Origin of the sequence: Dyella sp. SG609 (genome assembly GCF_012275375.1) — a bacterium.
Lineage (GTDB): Bacteria > Pseudomonadota > Gammaproteobacteria > Xanthomonadales > Rhodanobacteraceae > Dyella_D > Dyella_D marensis.
In genome coordinates this window covers 439674-459865 of sequence record NZ_JAAZQJ010000003.1, presented here as the reverse complement: position 1 = coordinate 459865, position 20192 = coordinate 439674, and the positions used below count along the sequence as shown (strand labels likewise).

At 68.3% G+C, this 20192-nt stretch carries 23 protein-coding genes; 2 read left to right on the top strand and 21 right to left on the bottom strand.

The window, feature by feature from the left end:
- From flhA to FHW85_RS08220, 9 genes are all read right to left on the bottom strand, one after another.
- A complete protein-coding gene (gene flhA, locus FHW85_RS08260; protein ID WP_167256716.1) occupies nt 1-2100 on the bottom strand; it encodes a flagellar biosynthesis protein FlhA in 2100 nt (699 codons plus the stop codon).
- A gap of 21 nt (nt 2101-2121) precedes the next feature.
- The gene (gene flhB / locus FHW85_RS08255; protein ID WP_167256715.1) at nt 2122-3255 is read right to left on the bottom strand and encodes a flagellar biosynthesis protein FlhB; all 1134 of its coding nucleotides are present in this window, start codon (nt 3253-3255) and stop codon (nt 2122-2124) included.
- Nucleotides 3256-3270: 15 nt separating this feature from the next.
- Nucleotides 3271-4041: a flagellar biosynthetic protein FliR gene (gene fliR / locus FHW85_RS08250; RefSeq protein WP_168647932.1), complete on the bottom strand. Its 771-nt coding sequence runs from the start codon at nt 4039-4041 to the stop codon at nt 3271-3273.
- Nucleotides 4038-4307, bottom strand: coding sequence for a flagellar biosynthesis protein FliQ (gene fliQ, locus FHW85_RS08245; protein WP_168647931.1), 270 nt, complete (start codon nt 4305-4307; stop codon nt 4038-4040). The genes fliR and fliQ overlap by 4 nt, the downstream gene beginning before the upstream one ends.
- Before the next feature lie 184 nt (nt 4308-4491).
- Nucleotides 4492-5232 (bottom strand): flagellar type III secretion system pore protein FliP, encoded by a 741-nt coding sequence (fliP, locus tag FHW85_RS08240; protein WP_168647930.1) that lies wholly within the window; start codon nt 5230-5232, stop codon nt 4492-4494.
- Nucleotides 5232-5603 (bottom strand): flagellar biosynthetic protein FliO, encoded by a 372-nt coding sequence (gene fliO / locus FHW85_RS08235; protein ID WP_246866694.1) that lies wholly within the window; start codon nt 5601-5603, stop codon nt 5232-5234. Before fliO ends, fliP begins: the two co-directional genes overlap by 1 nt.
- Complete coding sequence (fliN, locus tag FHW85_RS08230; RefSeq protein WP_231504260.1) at nt 5603-5890, bottom strand: flagellar motor switch protein FliN; 288 nt, start codon at nt 5888-5890, stop codon at nt 5603-5605. Before fliN ends, fliO begins: the two co-directional genes overlap by 1 nt.
- A 59-nt stretch (nt 5891-5949) precedes the next feature.
- Complete coding sequence (gene fliM, locus FHW85_RS08225) at nt 5950-6966, bottom strand: flagellar motor switch protein FliM (RefSeq protein ID WP_167256711.1); 1017 nt, start codon at nt 6964-6966, stop codon at nt 5950-5952.
- 7 nt (nt 6967-6973) lie between these two features.
- Complete coding sequence (locus FHW85_RS08220; protein WP_167256710.1) at nt 6974-7489, bottom strand: flagellar basal body-associated FliL family protein; 516 nt, start codon at nt 7487-7489, stop codon at nt 6974-6976.
- A gap of 102 nt (nt 7490-7591) precedes the next feature.
- Between FHW85_RS08220 and FHW85_RS22340 the strand changes: the two genes are divergently transcribed.
- On the top strand, nt 7592-7900 hold the full coding sequence (locus FHW85_RS22340; protein ID WP_246866693.1) for a hypothetical protein: 309 nt from the start codon (nt 7592-7594) through the stop codon (nt 7898-7900).
- Nucleotides 7901-7995: 95 nt separating this feature from the next.
- Nucleotides 7996-8337, top strand: coding sequence for a type II toxin-antitoxin system HicB family antitoxin (locus FHW85_RS08210; RefSeq protein ID WP_168647929.1), 342 nt, complete (start codon nt 7996-7998; stop codon nt 8335-8337).
- 9 nt (nt 8338-8346) lie between these two features.
- Here the strand turns inward: FHW85_RS08210 and FHW85_RS08205 are convergent, their stop codons facing one another.
- The 12 genes from FHW85_RS08205 to fliD all read right to left on the bottom strand — a co-directional run bounded on the left by FHW85_RS08205 (nt 8347) and on the right by fliD (nt 20191).
- Complete coding sequence (locus FHW85_RS08205) at nt 8347-9369, bottom strand: flagellar hook-length control protein FliK (RefSeq protein ID WP_168647928.1); 1023 nt, start codon at nt 9367-9369, stop codon at nt 8347-8349.
- Between the two features lie 31 nt (nt 9370-9400).
- Nucleotides 9401-9835 carry a flagellar export protein FliJ gene (fliJ, locus tag FHW85_RS08200; protein ID WP_167256706.1) on the bottom strand — a complete coding sequence of 145 codons (435 nt, stop codon included), beginning with the start codon at nt 9833-9835 and terminating at the stop codon, nt 9401-9403.
- Nucleotides 9832-11190, bottom strand: coding sequence for a flagellar protein export ATPase FliI (gene fliI / locus FHW85_RS08195; RefSeq protein WP_168647927.1), 1359 nt, complete (start codon nt 11188-11190; stop codon nt 9832-9834). The genes fliJ and fliI overlap by 4 nt, the downstream gene beginning before the upstream one ends.
- Complete coding sequence (locus tag FHW85_RS22480; RefSeq protein WP_168647926.1) at nt 11187-11828, bottom strand: FliH/SctL family protein; 642 nt, start codon at nt 11826-11828, stop codon at nt 11187-11189. The genes fliI and FHW85_RS22480 overlap by 4 nt, the downstream gene beginning before the upstream one ends.
- The gene (gene fliG, locus FHW85_RS08185) at nt 11828-12817 is read right to left on the bottom strand and encodes a flagellar motor switch protein FliG (RefSeq protein WP_343203607.1); all 990 of its coding nucleotides are present in this window, start codon (nt 12815-12817) and stop codon (nt 11828-11830) included. The genes FHW85_RS22480 and fliG overlap by 1 nt, the downstream gene beginning before the upstream one ends.
- 7 nt (nt 12818-12824) lie before the next feature.
- A complete protein-coding gene (gene fliF / locus FHW85_RS08180) occupies nt 12825-14516 on the bottom strand; it encodes a flagellar basal-body MS-ring/collar protein FliF (protein WP_168647925.1) in 1692 nt (563 codons plus the stop codon).
- A 52-nt stretch (nt 14517-14568) separates the two neighbouring features.
- Nucleotides 14569-14895: a flagellar hook-basal body complex protein FliE gene (fliE, locus tag FHW85_RS08175; protein WP_168647924.1), complete on the bottom strand. Its 327-nt coding sequence runs from the start codon at nt 14893-14895 to the stop codon at nt 14569-14571.
- A 559-nt stretch (nt 14896-15454) separates the two neighbouring features.
- Entirely contained in the window at nt 15455-16936 is a 1482-nt protein-coding gene (locus FHW85_RS08170) for a sigma-54 dependent transcriptional regulator (protein ID WP_343203605.1), read from the bottom strand.
- Between the two features lie 369 nt (nt 16937-17305).
- Complete coding sequence (locus FHW85_RS08165) at nt 17306-17869, bottom strand: PilZ domain-containing protein (RefSeq protein WP_168647923.1); 564 nt, start codon at nt 17867-17869, stop codon at nt 17306-17308.
- A gap of 220 nt (nt 17870-18089) precedes the next feature.
- On the bottom strand, nt 18090-18347 hold the full coding sequence (locus FHW85_RS08160; RefSeq protein ID WP_168647922.1) for a flagellar protein FliT: 258 nt from the start codon (nt 18345-18347) through the stop codon (nt 18090-18092).
- A gap of 17 nt (nt 18348-18364) precedes the next feature.
- The gene (gene fliS, locus FHW85_RS08155) at nt 18365-18784 is read right to left on the bottom strand and encodes a flagellar export chaperone FliS (protein WP_167256698.1); all 420 of its coding nucleotides are present in this window, start codon (nt 18782-18784) and stop codon (nt 18365-18367) included.
- Nucleotides 18785-18799: 15 nt separating this feature from the next.
- Nucleotides 18800-20191, bottom strand: a complete 1392-nt coding sequence (fliD, locus tag FHW85_RS08150; protein WP_168647921.1) for a flagellar filament capping protein FliD — start codon at nt 20189-20191, stop codon at nt 18800-18802.
- Nucleotide 20192 lies beyond the last annotated feature (1 nt).

The window sequence follows — 20192 nt, the reverse complement described above, 5'->3', positions numbered from 1 at the left end:
TCAACGTCCCAGCGCCTGCACCAAACGCACCCGACGGTTGTCGGGCACCTCGTTGTAAGCCAGTACGTGCAGGTTCTGTGCCACGTGGCGGGTGAAGCGCGCGAGCCACGGCCGCAGCTGCGGCGCGACCAGCAGCACGGCCGGTTCGCCGCCCATTTCCTGGCGGCGCGCGGCGTCGGCGACGCCGCTCTGCAGGCGGTCGGCCAGGCCCGGTTCCACCGCGGCGCCCGCCACGCCGCCATTGGCCAGCGAACCGAGCAGGATCTGCTCCAGTTCCGGCGCCAGCGTGATGACCGGGATCTCGGTGCCCAGGCCGGCGATCTCCTGCACGATCTGGCGGCCCAGCGCCACGCGCACGGCGGCGGTGAGCGCGCCGGGATCCTGACTCTGGCCCGCGTGTTCCGCCAAGGATTCGACGATGGAACGCATGTTGCGGATCGGCACCCGCTCGGCCAGCAGGTTCTGCAGCACCTTCACCACCACGCCCAGCGACATGCGCTTGGGCACCAGGTCTTCCACCAGCTTCGGCGCGGCGGCGGCGAGGCGGTCCAGCAGCTGCTGCACGTCCTGGTGGCTGAGCAGTTCGTGCGCGTGGCCCTGCAGGATGTGCGACAGATGCGTGGCCACCACGGTGGCGGGGTCGACCACGGTGTAGCCCAGCGCCTGCGCGTTGTCGCGCTGGCCGGATTCGATCCACACCGCTTCCAGGCCGAAGGCCGGATCGCGCGTGGCAATGCCTTGCAAGCTGCCGTGCACGCGGCCGGGATTGATCGCCAGCAGGCGCTCGTTGTGCACCTCGGCCTCGCCCATCGGCACGCCCATCAGGGTGATGCGATAGGTGTTGGGGCCCAGGTCGAGGTTGTCGCGGATGTGCACCGGCGGGACCAGGAAGCCCAGCTCCTGCGACAGCTTGCGGCGCACCGACTTGATCCGCCCCATCAGCTCGCCGCCCTGGTTCTTGTCCACCAGCGGGATCAGGCGATAACCCACTTCCAGGCCCACAGGATCGACGCCGGCGACATCTTCCCAGCCCAGCTCCAGGCGCTCGGCCGGCGCCGCGGCGGGCGCGGCTTCGGCGATGGCTTCCTCGGCCAGCCTGGCGCGCGTCTCGCGCTCGCGCTTGAGCATCATCCACGCGGAGCCGCCGCAGATCGCGCCCAGCAGCAGGAAGGCGATGTTCGGCATGCCGGGCACCAGGCCCATCACGCCCAGCACCACGCCGGCCACCGCCAGCGCGCGCGGCTGGCCGAACACCTGGCCGAGCACCTGCTTGCCCATGTCCTGGGCGCGCGAGACGCGGGTGACGATCACCGCGGTGGCGATCGACAGCATCAGCGCCGGCACCTGCGCGACAAGGCCGTCGCCGATGGTGAGCAAGGTGTAGGTCTTGGCCGCGTCGCCGGCGCTGAGGCCGTGCTGCATCACGCCGACGAAGAAGCCGCCGACGATATTGATCACCAGGATCAGGATGCCCGCCGTGGCGTCGCCGCGCACGAACTTGGAGGCGCCGTCCATCGAGCCGTAGAAGTCCGCTTCCTCGCGCACTTCCTGGCGGCGCTCGCGCGCCTGTTCCTGAGTGAGCAGGCCGGCGTTGAGGTCGGCGTCGATCGCCATCTGCTTGCCGGGCATGGCGTCCAGGGTGAAGCGCGCGGTCACTTCGGACACGCGCGTGGCGCCCTTGGTCACCACCACGAAGTTGATGATGGTGAGGATGGCGAACACCACCAGGCCCACCGCGAAATTGCCGCCGATGACGAATTCGCCGAAGGCCTCGATCACCTTGCCCGCCGCGCCCGGGCCGTTATGCCCGTGCAGCAGCACCACGCGGGTGGAGGCGATGTTCAGCGCCAGGCGCAGCAGGGTGGCCATCAGCACCACGGTGGGAAACGCGGCGAATTCCAGCGGCCGCATCACGTAGATCACCGCCAGCAGGATCACCAGCGACAGCGCGATGTTGAAGCTGAACAGCATGTCCAGCAGGAACGGCGGCATCGGCAGCATCACCATCGCCAGCGCGGCCAGCATCACGATGGGCGCACCGGCCCCGCGGCGGGTGATCTGCTTGAAGGTGTCGAACGCGCTTGCGCTTGCGGCAGCCATGGAGCGGTGTCCTGGAAAGAATCAGCGGTAAGGGCCGAGCAGGTCCGGATCGACCTGCGGCGAAGGAGGCACGGGCGGCGCGTCGCCATGCGCGACGGCCTGGCGCAGCTGGAACACATAGGCCAGCACCTGCGCCACGGCGACGTAGAGCGCGGCGGGAATCTCGCGGCCGAGTTCCGTGGTGGCGTAGAGAGCACGCGCCAGCGGCGGCGCTTCCACCATCGGGATGCGGTGCCCGGCGGCGACCTGGCGGATCTGCATGGCCAGCACGTCGGCGCCCTTGGCGACCACGCGCGGCGCGCGCATGCGGCTCTCGTCGTATTTCAGCGCCACGGCGAAGTGGGTGGGGTTGGTCACCACCACGTCGGCCTTGGGCAGTTCCTGCATCATGCGGCGGCGCGCCAGCTGGTGCTGCACCTGGCGGATGCGGCCCTTCAGTTCCGGATTGCCTTCGCTTTCCTTGTTCTCGTCGCGCAGCTCCTGCTTGGTCATGCGCAGGCGGCGGCCGTGGTCGTAGCGCTGGTAGGCCGCATCGATGCCGCCGATCAGCGCCAGCATGGTGCCGAACAGCAGCGCGGCATGACCCAGCTGCGACAGCGACAGCGCGATGCCTGCGCCGACCGTGCCGCGCCCGGTGGCCTGCATGGCGTCCTGCCGGTGCCACAGGAACCAGGCCAGCGAGGCGCCGATAAACACCAGCTTGAGCAGCGATTTCGCCAGTTCCACCGCGCCGCGCATCGATACAAGACGACCGAGGCCGGCGATGGGATCGAGCCGGTCGAATTTCGGCTCGAGCGCCTGCGCACTGAAACTGAGGCCGCCCAGCAGCAAAGGGGCGGCGAACGTGGCCAACATCGTCGCCACCGCGACCGGCGTGATCAGGGCCATTGCTTCGCGCAACGCGGCAGCGAGCACGCGCGCGGGCAGCTCGCCGGAGAACAGCGCTTCGCGGCTGTAGCCGAAGCCGAGTTCGTAGACGCGCTTGGCGTGGACGAACGCGCGCTCACCGCCGCTCATCAGTGCGGCGACACCCGCCAGCACCACCAGGGCGCCCGACAGATCGCGCGAACGCGGAACGTCGCCCTTCTCCCGCGCTTCGCGCAGGCGTTTTTCCGATGGTTTTTCGGTGCGTTCCTGGTCGTCGCTCTCGGACACGTCAGGCTCCCATCCTTATTGACCCAGCAGCTCGCGCATCACAGACCACGCGCTTTCCTCCAGCGAGCCGAACGCCCCTGGCAACGCGCGCAACGACAACCACAAGGCGATAAAGCCCAGGCACAAGGTGATCGGAAAACCCACCGCGAACAGATTCATCGACGGCGCCGCGCGGCTGATCGCGCCGAAGCCCATGTTCACCACCAGCAGCGCCGTCATCGCCGGCAGGGCGACGCGCACGGCGCCGGAAAACAACTGGCCACCGAACACCGCCACCGCATGCAGCCCGTCCGGCGAGATCGCCCCGGTGCCCGGTGGCAGCGTGCGGAAGCTTTCGGCCAGCAATGCGATCAGGCGCAAATGGCCGTCCATCGCCAGGAACAGCAAGGTCACCAGCAGCAGATAGAACTGGTTGAGCACCGGCGAGCTGCCGCCGCCCTGCGGGTTCACCACTTCGGCGAACCCTAAGCTCATGCTCTGCGCCACCAGCTGCCCGCCGAACGCCACCGCCTCGAAGGTCAGCCGCAGCACGAAACCCACCGACGCGCCGATCAGCAGCTGCCCCGCCATGGTGGCGATGCCGCCGGCGCTCATCGGGTCGATCCGCGCCGGCGCCAGCGGCGCCAGCACCATGGTCAGCAGCATGATCAGGCCGACGCGGATGCGCGCCGGCAATACCGTGGCGCCGAACACCGGCGCCACCAGGAACAGGCCGGCCACGCGGCCCATCGCCCACAGCACGCTGCCGAGCAGGATCGACAGCTGGGCGAGATCCAGCGTGGTCACCGCACCGCTCCGGGCAATCCTTCGATCAGGTGCCGGGTGAACTGCACCAGGGTGCGCAGCATCCACGGCCCCGTGATCAGCGCGACCAGCGCCATCGCGATCAGCTTCGGGATGAAGCTCAAGGTCATTTCATTGATCTGCGTCGCCGCCTGGATCACGCCGACCAGCACACCGACCGTCAGCGCGGTAAGCAGCAAAGGGGCGGCGACGAGCATCGCGACGTAGAGTGCGTGCTGGCCGAATTCGATGACGGACTCGGGGGTCATGCGCTGGTCCTCCGCTTCTGCCCCCTCTCCCCTCCGGGGAGAGGGTTGGAGTGAGGGGCCGGGCGGAGCGAGATGTTGAGGGCCTGCCGCGGAGTGCAGCTCGCACGTACCAGCCCTGTGGCGAGCCCCGCCCCCTCACCCCGGCCCTCTCCCCGGAGGGGAGAGGGAGAAGATCGCGTCGCACTCATGAGAAGAAGCTCCCTGCCAGCGTGCCCAGCAACAGCGACCAGCCGTCAACGAGCACGAACAACATGATCTTGAACGGCAGCGAGATGATCATCGGCGACACCATCATCATGCCCATCGACATCAGCACGCTGGCCACCACCAGGTCGATGATCAGGAACGGGATGAACAGCAGGAAGCCCATCTGGAAGGCGGTCTTCAGCTCGCTGGTGACGAAGGCCGGCATGGCCACGCGGAACGGCACCTCGTCCTTGCCGGCATAGGGCTGCTCTTTCGCCAGGCGGGTGAACAGCTGCAGGTCGGCGTCGCGCGTCTGGTCCAGCATGAAGCGCTTGAACGGCGCGGCGGCGGCGGGCAGCGCCTGCTCGGCGGCGAGCTGGCCGTCCATATAGGGCTTCACGCCGTCGGCGTAGGCACGCTCCAGCACCGGCGACATCACGAACAGGCTGATGAACAGCGCCAGGCCCAGCAGCACCTGGTTCGGCGGCGTGGACTGCGTGCCCAGCGCCTGCCGCAGAAAGCCAAGCACGATGATGATGCGCGTGAACGAACTCATCATCAGCAGGATCGCCGGCAGCAGGGTCAGCACCGTCATCAGCGCCAGCATCTGCAGCGACAGCGTCCAGCTCTGGCCGCCGCCGGCCGCGTTCTGCACGTTCAGCACCGGGATGCCGGCGACCGGATCGGCCAGCAGCGGCAGCGGCGCCAGCAGCAGCAGGGCGAACAGGAAATATTTCATCACTTGCGCTTCCAGAAGCCGAGCAGGTCCGCGAAGGCGGGCATCGGCGGCGATGGCGGAGTCTCGGCGGCGGGCGCATCGCCTTCGTAGACGTGCAGCGTGCGCATGCCGCCCTGCCCCACGCCGACCAGCAGGCGCTTGCCATCCGCCTCCAGCAGCAGCACGCGCTCGCGCGTGCCCAGCGCGAAGGATTCGACGCAGCGGATGCGCCGGCCGCCGGATTGCGCGCGCCCCTGCGCGCGGCGGCCCAGCCAGCCGGCGGCGAAGATCAGCGCGATGATGCCGATCAGGCTCAGGCACACGCGCAGCAGTTCCCCGCCCACGCTGGGTTCGGCCGCGGGCGCGGCGGCCACGGCAAGCAGGAGCATCATCAGCGCAGCTTCCGCACGCGCTCGGCGGGGCTGATCACGTCGGTGAGGCGGATGCCGAACTTCTCGTTGATCACCACCACTTCACCGTGCGCCACCAGGGTGCCGTTGACGAACACGTCCAGCGGTTCGCCCGCGGCGCGGTCCAGTTCCACCACCGAGCCCTGGTTGAGCTGCAGCAGGTTGCGGATGCTGATGCGCGTGCGGCCGACTTCCATCGCCAGCGTGACCGGCACGTCCAGGATCAGGTCCAGGTTGACGTCGCCGTTCTCGCCGGCCACGCCCAGCATGGTTTCGTATTCCGGGCGGCCGGCCGGATCGAGCAGGGTGGCGGAGTCGTTGGTGGTGCTCATGCGTTGGGATTCCCGGTGGAGAACTCGGCGGACGTGCGCGTTTCGCGGCGGCCGGCGGGGGTCTGGAAACGGACGGCCTTGTGGCCGCTGGCGCGGCCGAGCTGGCCGCGGAAGATCGGTACGTCCTCGGCGAATACCGTGCACAGCTCCGGCAGGTTCACCGGGATCACGTCGCCGGGACGCAGCTTGAGAAAGTCGCCGATCTGCATGTCGGCTTCGAGCAGCAGCGAGCTCAACTCCACTTCGGCGTCCAGCACTTCCTGGTGCAGGCTCTGCAGCCAGCGCTCGTCGCGCTCGACGCGGTCGCTCTGCACGCCGGCGTCCAGCAGCACGCGGATCGGCTCGACCATGGAGTACGGCAGGGTGAGGTGGATCTCGCCGCCGCCGCCGTCCACTTCCACGTGGAAGCGCGACACCACCACGGTTTCGGTCGGGCTGACGATGTTGGCGAACTGCGGATTGATCTCCGAATTCAGGAACTCGAAGTTCAGCGGCAGCACCGGCGACCAGGCCTCGACCATGGCGGTGAAGATTTCCGCCAGCACGATCTGGATCACCCGCGTCTCGGTCGGCGTGAAGTCGCGGCCTTCGATGCGCGCGTGGTAGCGGCCGTCGCCGCCGAAGAAATTGTCGATCACGCTGAAGACCAGGCGCGGCTCCATCACGATCAGCGCGGTGCCGCGCAGCGGCTTCACGCGCACCAGGTTGAGATTGGTCGGCACGGCCAGGCCGTGCACGTATTCGACGAATTTGGACATCTTCACGCCCAGCACCGAGACCTCGCAGGTCTTGCGCAGCACGCCGAAGATGCCGGTGCGGAAGTAGCGCGCGAAGCGGTCGTTGACCATCTCCAGCGTGGGCAGGCGGCCGCGCACGATGCGGTCCTGCTGGGTGAAGTCGTACGACAGCACGGCATCCTTCGGCGGCGGCTCGTCGCCGCCGGTCGGCACGTCGCCGCCGTTGACGCCGTTGAGCAGGGCGTCGATTTCTTCCTGGGAGAGCAGATCGCTCACGGCTGCCTCACTGCATCACGAAGCTGGTGAAATACAGCGCTTCCACGCCGGGGCGGCCGGTGCGGTCCTCGACGATCTTCTGCACCGCCGCCAGCGCCTTGGCCTGCAGCTTCTGCTTGCCGGCGGTGTCGGACAGCGCGGTGTAGTCCTGGGCGGAGAACAGCATCACCAGCGCATTGCGGATCACCGGATCCGCTTCCTTGGCGGCCTGCAGCGCGGCCGGGTCGTGCGACATCAGGGTGACGCCGACCTGCAGGTAGCTGAGCCCGTCGGCCTTCTGGAAATTGACCACGAAGGCCGGGTCCATCGGCATGAACACCTCCGGCCCTTCCTTCTTCTTCTCGACCTTCGCTTCGCTGCCCGCGGCGCCTTGCGCGGCGTGCCCGCGCAGCGTGTACAGCGCGTAGCCGCACACCGCCGACACCAGCACCAGGGCTGCGGCAAGAATCAGGACGGTGCCCCGCCCATGGCCCGCCTTGGGGGCGGGGGCGGCGACGGCGGGAGTGGGCTCGGCGTTCGACATGCAAGACCTCGGGTGGACACGGTTCCTTGTCGGCAGCGCCCCGGGGGCGGTGCCTGGCGGAGGTCTTGTAGCAATCGGCATGCCATCGGAAGAAATGGCCTGGTGGCGCGGTTTGCGGCGCCCATGGGCGGGGATTGCGGCGTTTTATTGACGCGCGGCGGGGGGACGTCGCGACGCCGCCATGGCGGCGCATTTTCGGATTCGCGCGACGTATTTTCGGATTTGTGTGATACCATATTTCGGTACTATCCCTGCATGAAAAACAAACATGCAAGGACGCTGAGCCTGATCTTCAACCGCCCCGCTTCCGGCAACGTGAAGTGGGCGGAGGTGGAGGCTCTTTTCAGGGAGCTGGGCGCGAGGATCAGCCAGGCGGAAGGCTCCCGCGTGGCGGTCGTGCTGGCCGGGTAGGTCCACGTGTTCCACCGCCCTCACCCGCGGCCGGACATGGACAAGGGCGCGGTGGCCGGCGTCCGCAAATGGTTGGAGTCTCTTGGAGTGAAGCCATGATCAATGTCATGACCATCGACGGCCACAAGGCCGTGATCGAGTACGACCCGGAGCTCGAGATGTTCCGCGGCGAGTTCACCAGCCTCAACGGCGGTGCCGATTTCTACGCCACCGACGTGGCCGGCCTGGCGCGCGAGGGCAGCACCTCGCTGCGCGTGTTCTTCGAGACCTGCCGCGCCAACGGCATCGAGCCGTACAAGAACTTCTCCGGCAAGTTCCAGGCGCGCATCCCGCCCAAGCTGCACGAGCGCGCCGTCACGGCGGCGGCGGCGCGCGGCGTCAGCCTCAACCAGCTGCTGCAGATCGCGCTGGAGCACGAAGTGCTCAGCCCGGCCTGAAGCTGGAGCTCAGGCGAACGTATCCAGCAGGCCGACGGCGACCGTGCGGGCGCCGACGCCTTCGACCGGATCCGCTTCCGCGGCCAGCGCATCCTGCGGCTCGCCCGCGTGGCCGGCGCCGCGCTCTCCCGCACTTTGCTGCCCCACCTGCGCCTGTCCCAGCGACAGGCCATGCCCCGCCAGCATCAGGTCGAGCTGACCCAGCGTTTGCTGCACGGCGGTGACGGCCGCCGGATGCTGCGCGGTAAAGCTGACGTCGACGCGGCCGTGTTCGGCCACGCTCACTTTCACGTCGAGCTGGCCCAGTTCCTCCGGGCGCAGGCGGATGCGCGCCTGCTTGATCTCCTGTCCGCCCAGCCAGGCGACCTGCTGGCCGAGTTCCTGCGCAAAGCCCGGGCTGCCGGCGGGCGCATCCATCTTCAGGCTGTGCGCGGCAGGTGCGGCGTTCGGCGCAGGTGCATGCAGCGTCATCGGAGCGGCGAGCGCTTCGACGTTGCCCGGTTCGGCGGACTTGTGCGTTTCCGGCGCAGGCGACGCACTCGCCGCCGCAAGCAGTGCGCCGGCGTCGACACCGGTGGACGGCACGGGCGCCGCAGCGCCTGCATCCTTTGCGGCATCCATCACCAATCCAGGCAATCCACGTTGCGCACCGCCCTTGCCCGCATCGGCCGATACCGTCTGGCCCTGGCCCGCACCGGCGATCTTCGCCTGCGCCGCCACGCCCTGCCCCAGCATCGCGAGCACCGCCGCCGCCAGCGCATTGCCATCGCGCTCGGCCGGGTCGGTGGTCGCTTCGTCCTTGCCGGCGAGCGGACCGCCGGCCTCCACGGGGGCCAGCGCCACCTTCGCCGGCAGCACCGGTGGCGCGATGGCTGCCGGCAAGGCGGCGCCCGCCTGCTGGCGCATCACCTGGTTGAACTGGCGCTCGAAACCTTCCTGGCCGGAGGCGGCATCGGCCGCGCCGGTCTGCGCACCTTTGCCGGCGGCGGCAGGCGCGCCGGAGGCGACGGGCTTGGGCGTGGAAGTAGGCATGGATACGTTCGGAGTCATGGAAGGAAGCCTGCTAGCTGCGGCGCCGCGGGTTGCGGTGCTGCATGCGTTCGTCGATGTCGTTCTGTTCGCGGCGCTCTTCGCTCTTGCGTTCCTGCTCGCGCGCCTGGCCGATCACGCTCTCCAGCGCACGCTCGCGCGCATGCGCGGCACGCCAGGCGGCGCCGGCCTGGTCGAGCAGGCGGCGCTGGCGCTCCACCTCGAACAACTGCTGATTGATGGCGCGGTCGATGCGCTCCACGAACTGCTGCCGGTTGAGCAGCGCCGCCACCGAAACCGCGGCCGCGCCGTCCAGCGCGTACTCCGCGCGGTAGCGGCGCAATTCGGAAAGCTGGTGCTCGGCCGCGCGCAGGCGCTCCTGCTGCTCGGCGAGGCGCAACGCGGCGGTCTCGCGCTTTTCCTTGGCGTGATCGGCGGCCGGCGCCAGGCGGGCGGAACGCGGCTTCATGCGGCGGCCTCGGCGGCGAGGTCCTGCAGCGCCTCGATCGCCTGCGCCAGCGGCATCGGATCGTCCACTTCCTGCTGCAGGAAACCGCGCAGCTGCGGCCACATCGCAATGGCCTTGTCCACCTGCGGATCGGAACCCTTCTGGTACGCGCCCACCGCGATCAGGTCGCGCTGCTGGCGATACGCCGAATAGACCTGCCGGAACTGCTGCGCCGCGCGCAGGTGCGTGCGCTCCACTACCGCCGGCATCACGCGGCTGATCGAGGCTTCGATATCGATGGCCGGATAGTGGCCGGCTTCGGCCAGGTCGCGCGACAGCACGATATGGCCGTCCAGGATCGCGCGCGCCGCATCGGCGATCGGATCGTGGCGGTAGTCGTCGCCCTCGGTCAGCACCGTATAGAACGCGGTGATCGAACCGCGCCCCTCGGCATCGTTGCCGGCGCGCTCGACCAGGGCCGGCAGCAGGGCGAACACCGACGGCGGATAGCCCTTGGTCGCCGGCGGCTCGCCGATGGCCAGCGCGATCTCGCGCTGCGCCTGCGCGTAGCGGGTGATCGAATCCATCAGCAGCAGCACGCGCTGGCCGCGGTCGCGGAACCATTCGGCAATCGCGGTGGCGTACTGCGCGCCGCGCAGGCGCTTCAGCGGCGGCGCATCGGCCGGCGCGGCGACGATCACCGCGCGGGCGCGGCCTTCCTCACCCAGCGTGTGCTCGACGAATTCCTTCACCTCGCGGCCGCGCTCGCCGATCAGGCCCACCACCACCACGTCGGCGTCGGTGTAGCGCGTCATCATGCCGAGCAGGGTCGATTTGCCGACGCCGGAGCCGGCGAACAGTCCCAGGCGCTGGCCGCGGCCCACGGTAAGCAGCGCATTGATCGCGCGCACGCCCGTATCCAGCGGCGCGTCGATCGGCTTGCGCGCCATCGGATTGATCGGTTCGCGCTTGAGCGAGGCGTGCTCGTCCACGTCGAGGGGGCCGGCGCCATCCAGGGGCACGCCGTCCGCGCCGATCACGCGGCCCAGCAGCGCGGCGCCCACCGGCAGGCCGCCGGTATGCGAGCACGGGCGCACGCGCGCATTCGGCAGCACGCCGTGCATCTCGGTCACCGGCATCAGCAGCAGGCGGTCGTCGGCGAAGCCGACCACTTCGGTATCCAGCTGCACGCCGCCCGCGGCGGCCACCAGGCAGCGCGCGCCGAGCGGCGCTTCGCAGCCTTCGGCTTCCAGCGTCAGCCCGACCACGCGGCGCAAGCGCCCCTCCACCACCAGCGGCGCAGCCGCCTCGGCGCGGCGTGCGCGGCGGGCCAGGCGCTGGCGCCAGCGTTCGGTGGTGGCGGAGCCGCTGCTCATGCCATTTCGGTCTCGGGATCTTCGCTGGCTTCGTCGCCGAACACCGCGTCGGCGATGGCGGCGAGCCGCGTTTCCACCTTGGCGTCCAGGCGCGAGCTTTCGCTTTCCAGCAGGCAATCGCCGCGCTGCATGTCCGGGTCGGGCAGCAGCTGCCAGTGCGGCTCCGCCGCCTCCAGCTCGCGCAGCAGGGCCAGATCGTCCGGATGCAGATACACGCGCAGGTTGCGCGTCGCCGCCGGCAGGGCCAGCGCGGCTTCGCGCACCGTGCGTACGATCAGCGCGGGCGAGGTTTTCAGTTCATGCCCCACCACACGGCGGGCGATCACCAGCGCCAGCCGCGCCAGGTCCTGTTCGGTCGCGTCGTCCAGCGCTTCCAGCGGCCGCGCGGCGGCGTGCAGGATGCCGTCGAGCAAGGCGAGCTTTTCGCGCAGCTCCGCGTCCGCGGCGGCGCGCCCTTCGGCCAGGCCTGCCGCGTAGCCCGCGTCGCGCGCTTCGCGCTCCAGGCCTTCCAGATCGGCCACGGTCGGCAGCGCCGCCTGGGCTTCCGCCGCCTCCGCCGGCTTGGGCTCGCCCACCTCGGGCAGCTCCCACCGGCGGAAATCCTTCAGCTGTTCGCGCGAGAGAAAGGAGGCGGCCATCAGACGAAGTCGTCACCGCCGCCGGTAAGGCTGATCTGCCCGGTGTCGGCCAGCCGGCGGGCGATCTGCAGCACTTCCTTCTGCGCGGCGTCGACTTCGCTCAGGCGCACGGGGCCCTTCACTTCCAGGTCGTCGCGCAGCATGTCGGAGGCGCGCTTGGACATGTTCGAGAAGATGCGTTCGCGCACGCCGGGCTCGGCCCCCTTCAAGGCGGTGACCAGGCGCGCCGACGGCACTTCGCGCAGCAGCATCTGCATGCTGCGGTCGTCCAGCTCCGCCAGGTCCTCGAACACGAACATCAGTTCTTCGATGCGGCCGCCGAGCGCCGCATCGTGGCCGCGGATCGCGCTCATCAGCTCGGTCTCGCGGCTGGTCTCCATCGCATTGAGGATGTCCGCCGCCGCCTTCAGGCCGCCGACGGTGGCGGACTTCAGCTTGTTGGTATTGCCGGAGAACTGGCGCTCCATGATCTCGTCCAGTTCGTTCAGCGCATGCGGCTGCACGCCGTCGAGCGTGGCGATGCGCATCACCGAATCGCTGCGCACGCGCGGCGGCAGGTAGCCGATCACTTCGGCGGCCTGGTCCGGCTCCAGGTGCGCCAGCACCAGGGCGATGATCTGCGGATGCTCCTGCCCGATCATCTCGGCGATCGCGCGGCTCTCCATCCACTTCAGCGATTCCAGGCCCTTGCTGCTGCGGCCGAGCAGGATGCGGTCGATCAGGCCGCCCGCCTTGCTCTCGCCCAGCGCGTTGACCAGGATCTTGCGGATGTATTCCTCGGTGCCCACGCCCAGCGAGGTGTGCCGGCCCATGTCCTCGGTGAGGCGGCCGAGTACGTGCTCGACCTGCTCGCGCGAGACATTGCTCAGGCCTGCCATGGCCTGGCCGACGGCCTGCACGTCGCGGGCATTGAGATGCTTCAGGACTTCGGCCGCGTCCTGCTCGCCCAGGGTGAGCAACAGGATTGCCGCGCGCTGGGCGCCAGTGATTTCGATATTAGCCGCCATCTTCGCCCACCCAGCTCCTGACCACCTGCGCCACCTGCTTGGGGTTCTCGGTGACCATGCGCTTGGCCATCGCCACGCGCGCTTCGTAGTTCATGCCCGGCGGCGGGCCCAAACGCCCCGGCGCCACGTCGTCGTCCATATCGTCGATGCGCACCGATACCGTCGGCACGCCGCCGGCGCCGGCAGGCAGCGCCTGCAGCGCGGTGCCCGGCGCGCCCTTGAACACGCCGCGCAGCAGCGGGCGCAGCAGGCCGAAGGCGATGATCAGCGCGACCAGCACGCCGCCGCCCTGCTTGATCAGGTCCATCACGCCGGGGCGCTGCCAGAACGGCGTCTCCGGCAAGGGTTCGTTGCCCGGCGCCTTGTGGAAGGGCTGGTTGATCACGCTGACGCTGTCGCCGCGCTGCTGGTTGAAGCCGACCGCGTTCTTGGCCAGGTCGGTCAGGTGTTCCAGCTCCTGCGCGGTGAACGGCACGCTCTTGCTGTTGCCCTTGTCGTCGGTGGTGGCCTTGTTGTCCACCGCCACCGCCACCGTGAGGCGCGCGAGGCGTCCGGCCGGATCGCTGACGTGGCTGACGGTGCGATCGAGTTCGTAGTTGCGCGTGGCGCTGCTGGAACTCTCGCCGCCCGCATTGGTATTCGCCGTGGCGCTGGCATTGCCCGCGCCGGCATTGGGCTTGGCCGCGGTCGGCTGCGCCACCGTGGTCGGCGGCTGGTTGCTCAGCGCGCCCGGCACGCCGCCGTTGCTGGAGCCGTCGCGCCGCTGCTCGCTGCTGACCTGTTCGCTGCGCAATGCGGGGTTGTCGTGATTGTAGGTTTCGGTGGCCTTCTCGGTCTGGCTGAAATCCAGGTCCGCATAGACCTGCGCGCGCACCTTGCCCGGGCCGACCAGCGGCGTGAGCAATTCCTCGATACGCTGCGCGTAGGTGTTCTCCATCCGCGTAGCCAGGCGCAGGCGGCTGTCGCCGACCGCGCCGGCGCTGTCCGGATCGGTGACGGTGAGCAGCTGGCCTTGCTGGTCGACCACGGAAACCTGGCGCGGATCCAGCTCCGGCACGCTCGACGCCACCAGGTGCACGATCGCCGCCACCTGCGAGGCATCGAGCTGGCGGCCCGGGAACAGCGTCACCAGCACCGAGGCGCTGGCCTGCTTGTTGTCGCGAATAAAGGCCGACGGTTTCGGCAGCGCCAGATGCACGCGCGCCGCGCGCACCGACTGCAGGCCGGCGATGGTGTTGCCCAGGTCCGTTTCCAGCATCTGCTGATAACGCGTGCGTTCGGCCAGGTCGCTCATGCCGAACGGCGAATCCGCGCCGGGCACGGTGGCGCTGGTGCCCGCGCTGCCTTGCGGCAGGCCTTGCGCGGCAAGACGAAGGCGCACGGCGGCAAGATCCGCCGCCGGCACCGAGATCGATGCGCCATCCGGCCCCAGCTGATAGGGCGTATTGGACGTCTGCAACGCCTGGGTAATGGCGGAGGCGTCCTTGGAATCCAGGCCCGCATACAGCAGCGCGAAGTTGGGCCCGCGCGACCACAGCACCACCGCGACGCCGAACGCCACGGCCGCGGCCACGGCAACCAGCAGCAGCAGCTGCCGCGTCGCCGGGCTCTGCGCGAGTTGCTTCAGCGGGTCCAGGCGCTTGCCGTTCGGGTCGGTCTGCGCGATGGCGTTTTCGGCCATGAAAACTGCTCGTTATCGGTGGAGTGGGATGGCGGGCGGACGCTGCGGTCCGTTACACCGGCATGTTCATGATGTCTTTGTAGGCATCGACGAGTTTGTTGCGCACTTCGGTCATGGCGCGCAGGGAGAGGTCGGCCTTCTGCACGGCGACCATGGTGCGGCCGAGGTCGGCGCCGGCGTCACCGCGTTCGAAGGAGGCCGCCAATTTTCCGGCTTCCATTTGGGTCTGGCCGACAGTGGCTATCGATTGCTTGAGCAGGGCGCCGAAATCGCTGGTTTGGGCTGGGATTACGCTGCGCGATGCGGTTTCGGGTGTCGGCATGGTGGCGGACATTTGCCGCATTTGGGATAGCAGGGTGTTGACGTCGATTGTGGGCATGACGGAATTCCAGCGCGTCCTTTGATGACTAGGGGGATGGATGCACAAGGTGTGCCATCACCAAAAAATGGGTTGCGCGTGCGTTGCTCGTCATCCCGGCGTAGGCCGGGATCCAGTGGCGGTATCGCTCGGTTTTGCGTGGCCGCGACTTGGCCGCTTATGCAGCGGGCATTTCGGACGCCTGCCGGCGCCCGAGTCACTTTCTCTTTGCTGGCCCAAAGAGAAAGTAACCAAAGAGAGAATGGCCTTAGAGCAAAGGCTCGCGACGCGACTAGAAGGAGCAGTGGGCGGCTGCGGTAGCCTGATTAACCTGGGTCTACACGAAACGACTGTGCGTTTACGTAGCGGCTTCTTCAACGTGCCGTTGCCGAGAGGACGTTCAAGGAACGAGGCCAGCTTTTGCTCTTCGTTCCTGTATGCGGCGCCACATCACTTCTCCCTCTCCCCTCCGGGGAGAGGGTCGGGGTGAGGGGCCGGGCGGAGCGAGGGGGTGAAGTTCTTTGCGCTTGATAGAACGATCCAAATCCGGCGCGCGATTGGCGCGCCGGATTTGATCTGATCAAGGCACCTGCAGACCCGCCTGCAGGCCGTACTTGCGCAGCTTCTCCACCAGCGTGGTGCGCTGCATGCGCAGCAGCTTGGCTGCGTGGGCGACGACGCCGCCGGTGGCGTCGAGAGCCTGGCGGATCAGGCCTACTTCGATATCCGAGAGGTGATCCTTCAGATCCAGGCCGCCTTCCGGGAGGATCGCCGCCGAAGGCTCGTGGGCAACCGAGGCGGCGATCGGGGTGGCGATCACGGGAGCGCGGCCTTCCATGACCGCCAGCAAGGCGGCGCCGGTGACTTCTTCGCCGACGGGAACGCCGCGGTATTTCTCGGGCAGGTCGCCGGCGCGTACTTCACAGGACGGATAGAGGATGGCCATGCGCTCGACCAGGTTGCACAGCTCGCGCACATTGCCGGGCCAGGTGTGGCTGCGCAGGGCGTTCATCGCGCTGGCGCTGAAGCGCACGCCGCCCAGGCCGCGGCGCAGCAGGCGCTGGTTGAACTCGGTGATCAGTTCCGGCAGGTCTTCCAGATGCTCGCGCAGCGGCGGCATCTCCAGCGGGAACACGCTGAGGCGGTAATACAGGTCTTCGCGGAAGCGGCCGTCGGCGATGGCCTGCTCCAGGTTGCGGTGCGTGGCGGCGATGATGCGCACGTCGCAGCGCTGGGTGCGGTTGCCGCCGACGCGTTCGAACACGCGCTCCTGCAGCACGCGCAGCAGCTTCACCTGCATCGGCAGGCTCATGTCGCCGATCTCGTCGAGGAACAGCGTGCCGCCCTCGGCCAGTTCGAAACGGCCCTTGCGTGCGCTGATCGCACCGGTGAAGGCGCCCTTCTCGTGGCCGAACAGTTCGCTTTCCAGCAGTTCCGCCGGAATCGCGCCGCAGTTGATCGCGATGAACGGCTTGTCGCGGCGCTGCGAGGATTCATGGATGGCGCGCGCCACCATTTCCTTGCCGGTACCCGATTCGCCCAGCACCAGCACGGTGGAATCGAACGGCGCGACCTGGCGCACCAGCGCATTCACGCGGCCCAGCGCATTGGAACCGCCGACGATGCGATGCATGCCCGACTGTCCCGTGGCGCAAGCGGACTGGCCGCCCTTGAAGCTCAGCCGCGATGGCGCCGAGCAGCGGCGCAGCGCGTCGAGCAGCGGTTCGTAGCGCAGCGGGAACGAGAGCAGCTCCACCGAGCGCGAACGCGAACCCGGCAGCGCGCCGGGCAGCTGCGCGGCGAGCGGGGAATCGTTCGCCACCAGCAGCGGCAGATGCAGCGCCAGGTCGCCCAATGTGTCGAGCTGGCGCTGGAAATCGTCGAGGTCCACCACGTCGCCGATATAGATCGCGCACCAATCGCCCTTGCCGCTTTCGGCGGTATCGTTACCGGCGAAACGCGGGCGATACCCCAGGAATTGCAGCGCCGATCCGATGGTATCCGCCCGGACGGCATCCGCTTCGATGACCAGTACGTCGATGTCTTGGACTTCGTTTTGCACGCTAAACCCCCTGCCCATGGTGGTGACCGGCGTTCCTATGCCCTGTCACTCGTTTTTTCTGCTGACCCATAGCGTCAACGCTCCGACGTCGACGCCGTTGGGCTATACGCAAAATCGGGGCCAACGAGGTGGCGGGTCTATGACGGGGGGTAGGGATGGGGTCGGTTTTCCGACTACTCCCTAGTGCTGTAAACGTATTCACGACGCCGGCGAAACGTCTTAAACCGTTGAGCGACCGACGCTAAATGAATGGATGCTGACGCCGCAGGCCTGGGCACACCGCACATGCCAAGTGTCAGACACGTCAAAAAACTGAACTTTTGGGGCCTCGGTTTTGTGATATCGATCACATTGCCTTCACGAACCGCTTCAGGCCGCTGGCCCATGCCCTTGCCGGGTGACTGCCACTCTGCGTCGGTGATGGCGAAAAACCATCCGTTCCAGCCCTTCGCCCAGCGCGTCGGAATGATTCTCAAACGTCAGGAACACGCGGCCGTCGGGGAAACGGCGTTCCACGCGCACCGGCAGTTCCAACGGAAAACTCGGGCAAGCATCGAGACGGATGCGCAGCAGCGCGCCCTCGCCGGCCGGCGCCAGCGCCGGCGGCACCAGGGCGCCCACGGCGTTGAAGCGCAGGGTGTGGCGGGGCCGGGTCAGCGCATCGGGAATCAATACGCGGTTGATGATGTGGATCAGCGCGGTGAGCTTGGCGTCCATCCGCGCAAGATCCTGCACCAGCGGGCTGTCCTCGTCGGAAACCTCGGCAGTGCGCTCGTCCAATACGTCCAGCATGCCCAGCGCGGCCAGGTTGCGTTCGGCATAGCCGGCGGCCATGCGCTCGTCCAGCGGCAGCGAGAGCGGCTCCAGCTCGGCCAGCCAGTCGCCCTCGCAGGCGAGCAGTTGCTGGAATTCGTCCCAGGCGCTGGCATTCATGTGTGGCGTTCTCCGGCGATGCCGCCCGATCGGGCGTAGGTTGGGGTGAGCCGCAGGCGACTGCGAAGGCAGGATGCCGTAGCGAACATCCGCATAGCGGATGGCCCGAAGGGCGGGTTGCTGATGCAGCCCGTAACCCCAACGTGGCGAGGCGCATGAAGTTGCCGGCTTCGGGGTTCGCCTGCGGCTCAGCCCAACCTACACGGATGATTCCGCGACGTCAGTTGCTGGTGTAGGCGGCGATGGCCTGCGAGCGGCCATGCGCCGCCTGCCATTCCTGCGCCACTTTATCGCGCTCGCGCTCCACCACCTCGCACAGGCGTCGGTTGTAGTCGATCAGGGCGCGCAGGGCGGTCGCGTCGCCGCGGCTGGCCGGCAGCACCTGTTCGAGCACGCGCTCGCGTTCATCCTGGATCGCGGCGAAGCGTTCCCAGTCGCCCTGCTCGGCCATTTCCAGCATGCCGCGGCTCAGCGCCATTACCTGTTCCAGGCCGTTCACAGCGCGGCCTGCGCGGGACGCTGCGGGCTGCGCGCGTCCATCGGAATGCCGTTCCAGGCGCGGCGCAGCTTCTGCATCAGGTCGGAGACCTCGTCCAGCGCGCGCGGGTCGTCGTGCAGGTTGGCGTGCAGCAGCCGGCGGCCCATGTAGTCGTACAGCGCGCCGAGCTGGCCGACCAGCGGCGTTTCCACCGCCGGATCCAGGCTGCCGCGCAGCTCGCTGATGATGTCCAGGCAGCGCGAGATCAGCTCGCCCTTGGCGGCCACCTCGCCGTGCAGCATATGGCCGCGCGCCTTGGTCAGGCGTTCGATCGCGCCGTCCATCAGCATGGTGATGAGGCCGTGCGGGTCGGCGGTTTCCACCGTCCCGTGCGAACGCACCTGCTGGTAGGCGCCGGCGCCGTATCCGAATCCCATGGTCTGGCTCCTCGCTTACTTGCTGCTCTTGGTGAGCGCGTCGAACTGCTGCGTCAGGTAGCTGCTGGTGCTGTTGAGCTTGGTCAGCAGGGTGTCCAGCGCGGTGAAGCGCTTGGTGTACTGGGTGGTCAGCGCGTCCATGTCGGAGTTGAGGTTGTCCTGGCGCGTGCCCAGGTCCTTCAACTGCTTGTTGAGATTGTTGGTGCGCGTGGTCAGCACGCCGGTGCTGGCGGTCCAGTCGGTCAGCGGGCTGTTGAGCTGGGTGGCCATGCCGCTGGTGCCGGAGAACAGGCCGCTCACCTTGGTGCCGCCGTCGCTCAGCGCGGTGGACAAGGCGCCGCTGTCCAGCTTCAGCGTGCCGTCGATCTGCAGGGTGATGCCGATCGAATTGAGCATGGCGCCGTTGCCGCCCGGCCCGCTGACGATGTTGGAAAGCGTGCTCTTGATGCTGTTGAGCGTGGCGTCGCCGATCAGCGCGCCGGTATTGGCGCCGCTCGGGTCGTACGCGGTGAGCGATTGGTACGTGCCCACGAAGTTGTTGTACGCGGTGACGAAGTTGCCCACCGCGGTGGACGCCGCCGAACTGTCGGTGCTGACCGACAGCGTAGCCGTGCCCGGCTTCCACAAGCTCAGGGTGATACCGTCGATGGCGCCGGTCACCGTATTGCTGGCGCTGGTGGCGGCCAGGCCGTCGATGGTGAATTTCGCGTCCTGCGCCGCGGTCAGCACGGACATGCCGTTGCTGCTGGACGCCGGGTCGTAGTTGAGCGCCGCCAGGCCGCCGTCGCCGCCGCTGCTGCTCACCGTGAAGGCATTGGCCTGGCCGGTGGCGGTGCTGCTCAGCACCAGGTGCGCGCCGTCCGAGCCGGTGACGATGGTGGCGGTGACGCCGGGGTTGCCGCTGCTCTTGTTGATCGCGTCGCGGATCTGCGACAGCGAGGAACCGTCGCTGCCGATGTCGATGCTCATCGACTTGCTGCCGACGCCGATGGTGAGCGTGCCGGTGCCGACCTTGGCATCGCTGCTGGCCACGCCGGCCGACTGCACCTTCAGCGCGGTGGCGAGCTGGCTCACGTTGAGGTTGTAGCTGCCGTTCATCGCGCCGGTGGTGGAGCTTACGCTGAACACGCTGGCGTCGCTGGTCGCGGCCTTGCGGGTCTGGAACGAGGTGCCGTCGCTCAGGCCCTTCAATGCGGTCTGCAGGGCGGCGAGCGCCGAACTGACCTGGCCCAGCGCGGAGATCTGCGTCTTCGCCGTGCTGGTCTGGGAATCGATCTGGTCCTGCAGCGGCTTTTTCTTGGCCGCCACCAGCTGGCTGACCAGGCCGTTCACGTCCAGTCCCGAACCCACGCCGGCGGCGGTGAGCGGGCCGGTGGAGGAAGAAGTGGAAGAGGTGGTGATAGCCATG

What these genes read in the sequence shown, in the direction of transcription:
- FHW85_RS08220 (WP_167256710.1), bottom strand. Translation starts at nt 7,489, where the DNA reads ATGTCGAACGCCGAGCCCACTCCCGCCGTCGCCGCCCCCGCCCCCAAG.
- fliJ (WP_167256706.1), bottom strand. Translation starts at nt 9,835, where the DNA reads ATGAAGCCGCGTTCCGCCCGCCTGGCGCCGGCCGCCGATCACGCCAAG.
- FHW85_RS22480 (WP_168647926.1), bottom strand. Translation starts at nt 11,828, where the DNA reads ATGGCCGCCTCCTTTCTCTCGCGCGAACAGCTGAAGGATTTCCGCCGG.
- fliS (WP_167256698.1), bottom strand. Translation starts at nt 18,784, where the DNA reads ATGGGATTCGGATACGGCGCCGGCGCCTACCAGCAGGTGCGTTCGCAC.
- fliO (WP_246866694.1), bottom strand. Translation starts at nt 5,603, where the DNA reads ATGATGCTCCTGCTTGCCGTGGCCGCCGCGCCCGCGGCCGAACCCAGC.
- fliN (WP_231504260.1), bottom strand. Translation starts at nt 5,890, where the DNA reads ATGCTGGGCGTGGCCGGCGAGAACGGCGACGTCAACCTGGACCTGATC.
- fliD (WP_168647921.1), bottom strand. Translation starts at nt 20,191, where the DNA reads ATGGCTATCACCACCTCTTCCACTTCTTCCTCCACCGGCCCGCTCACC.
- flhA (WP_167256716.1), bottom strand. Translation starts at nt 2,100, where the DNA reads ATGGCTGCCGCAAGCGCAAGCGCGTTCGACACCTTCAAGCAGATCACC.
- FHW85_RS08160 (WP_168647922.1), bottom strand. Translation starts at nt 18,347, where the DNA reads ATGGCGCTGAGCCGCGGCATGCTGGAAATGGCCGAGCAGGGCGACTGG.
- fliE (WP_168647924.1), bottom strand. Translation starts at nt 14,895, where the DNA reads ATGCCCACAATCGACGTCAACACCCTGCTATCCCAAATGCGGCAAATG.
- FHW85_RS08205 (WP_168647928.1), bottom strand. Translation starts at nt 9,369, where the DNA reads ATGCCTACTTCCACGCCCAAGCCCGTCGCCTCCGGCGCGCCTGCCGCC.
- fliP (WP_168647930.1), bottom strand. Translation starts at nt 5,232, where the DNA reads ATGAAATATTTCCTGTTCGCCCTGCTGCTGCTGGCGCCGCTGCCGCTG.
- fliI (WP_168647927.1), bottom strand. Translation starts at nt 11,190, where the DNA reads ATGAGCAGCGGCTCCGCCACCACCGAACGCTGGCGCCAGCGCCTGGCC.
- FHW85_RS08210 (WP_168647929.1), top strand. Translation starts at nt 7,996, where the DNA reads ATGATCAATGTCATGACCATCGACGGCCACAAGGCCGTGATCGAGTAC.
- fliQ (WP_168647931.1), bottom strand. Translation starts at nt 4,307, where the DNA reads ATGACCCCCGAGTCCGTCATCGAATTCGGCCAGCACGCACTCTACGTC.
- fliF (WP_168647925.1), bottom strand. Translation starts at nt 14,516, where the DNA reads ATGGCCGAAAACGCCATCGCGCAGACCGACCCGAACGGCAAGCGCCTG.
- FHW85_RS08165 (WP_168647923.1), bottom strand. Translation starts at nt 17,869, where the DNA reads ATGAATGCCAGCGCCTGGGACGAATTCCAGCAACTGCTCGCCTGCGAG.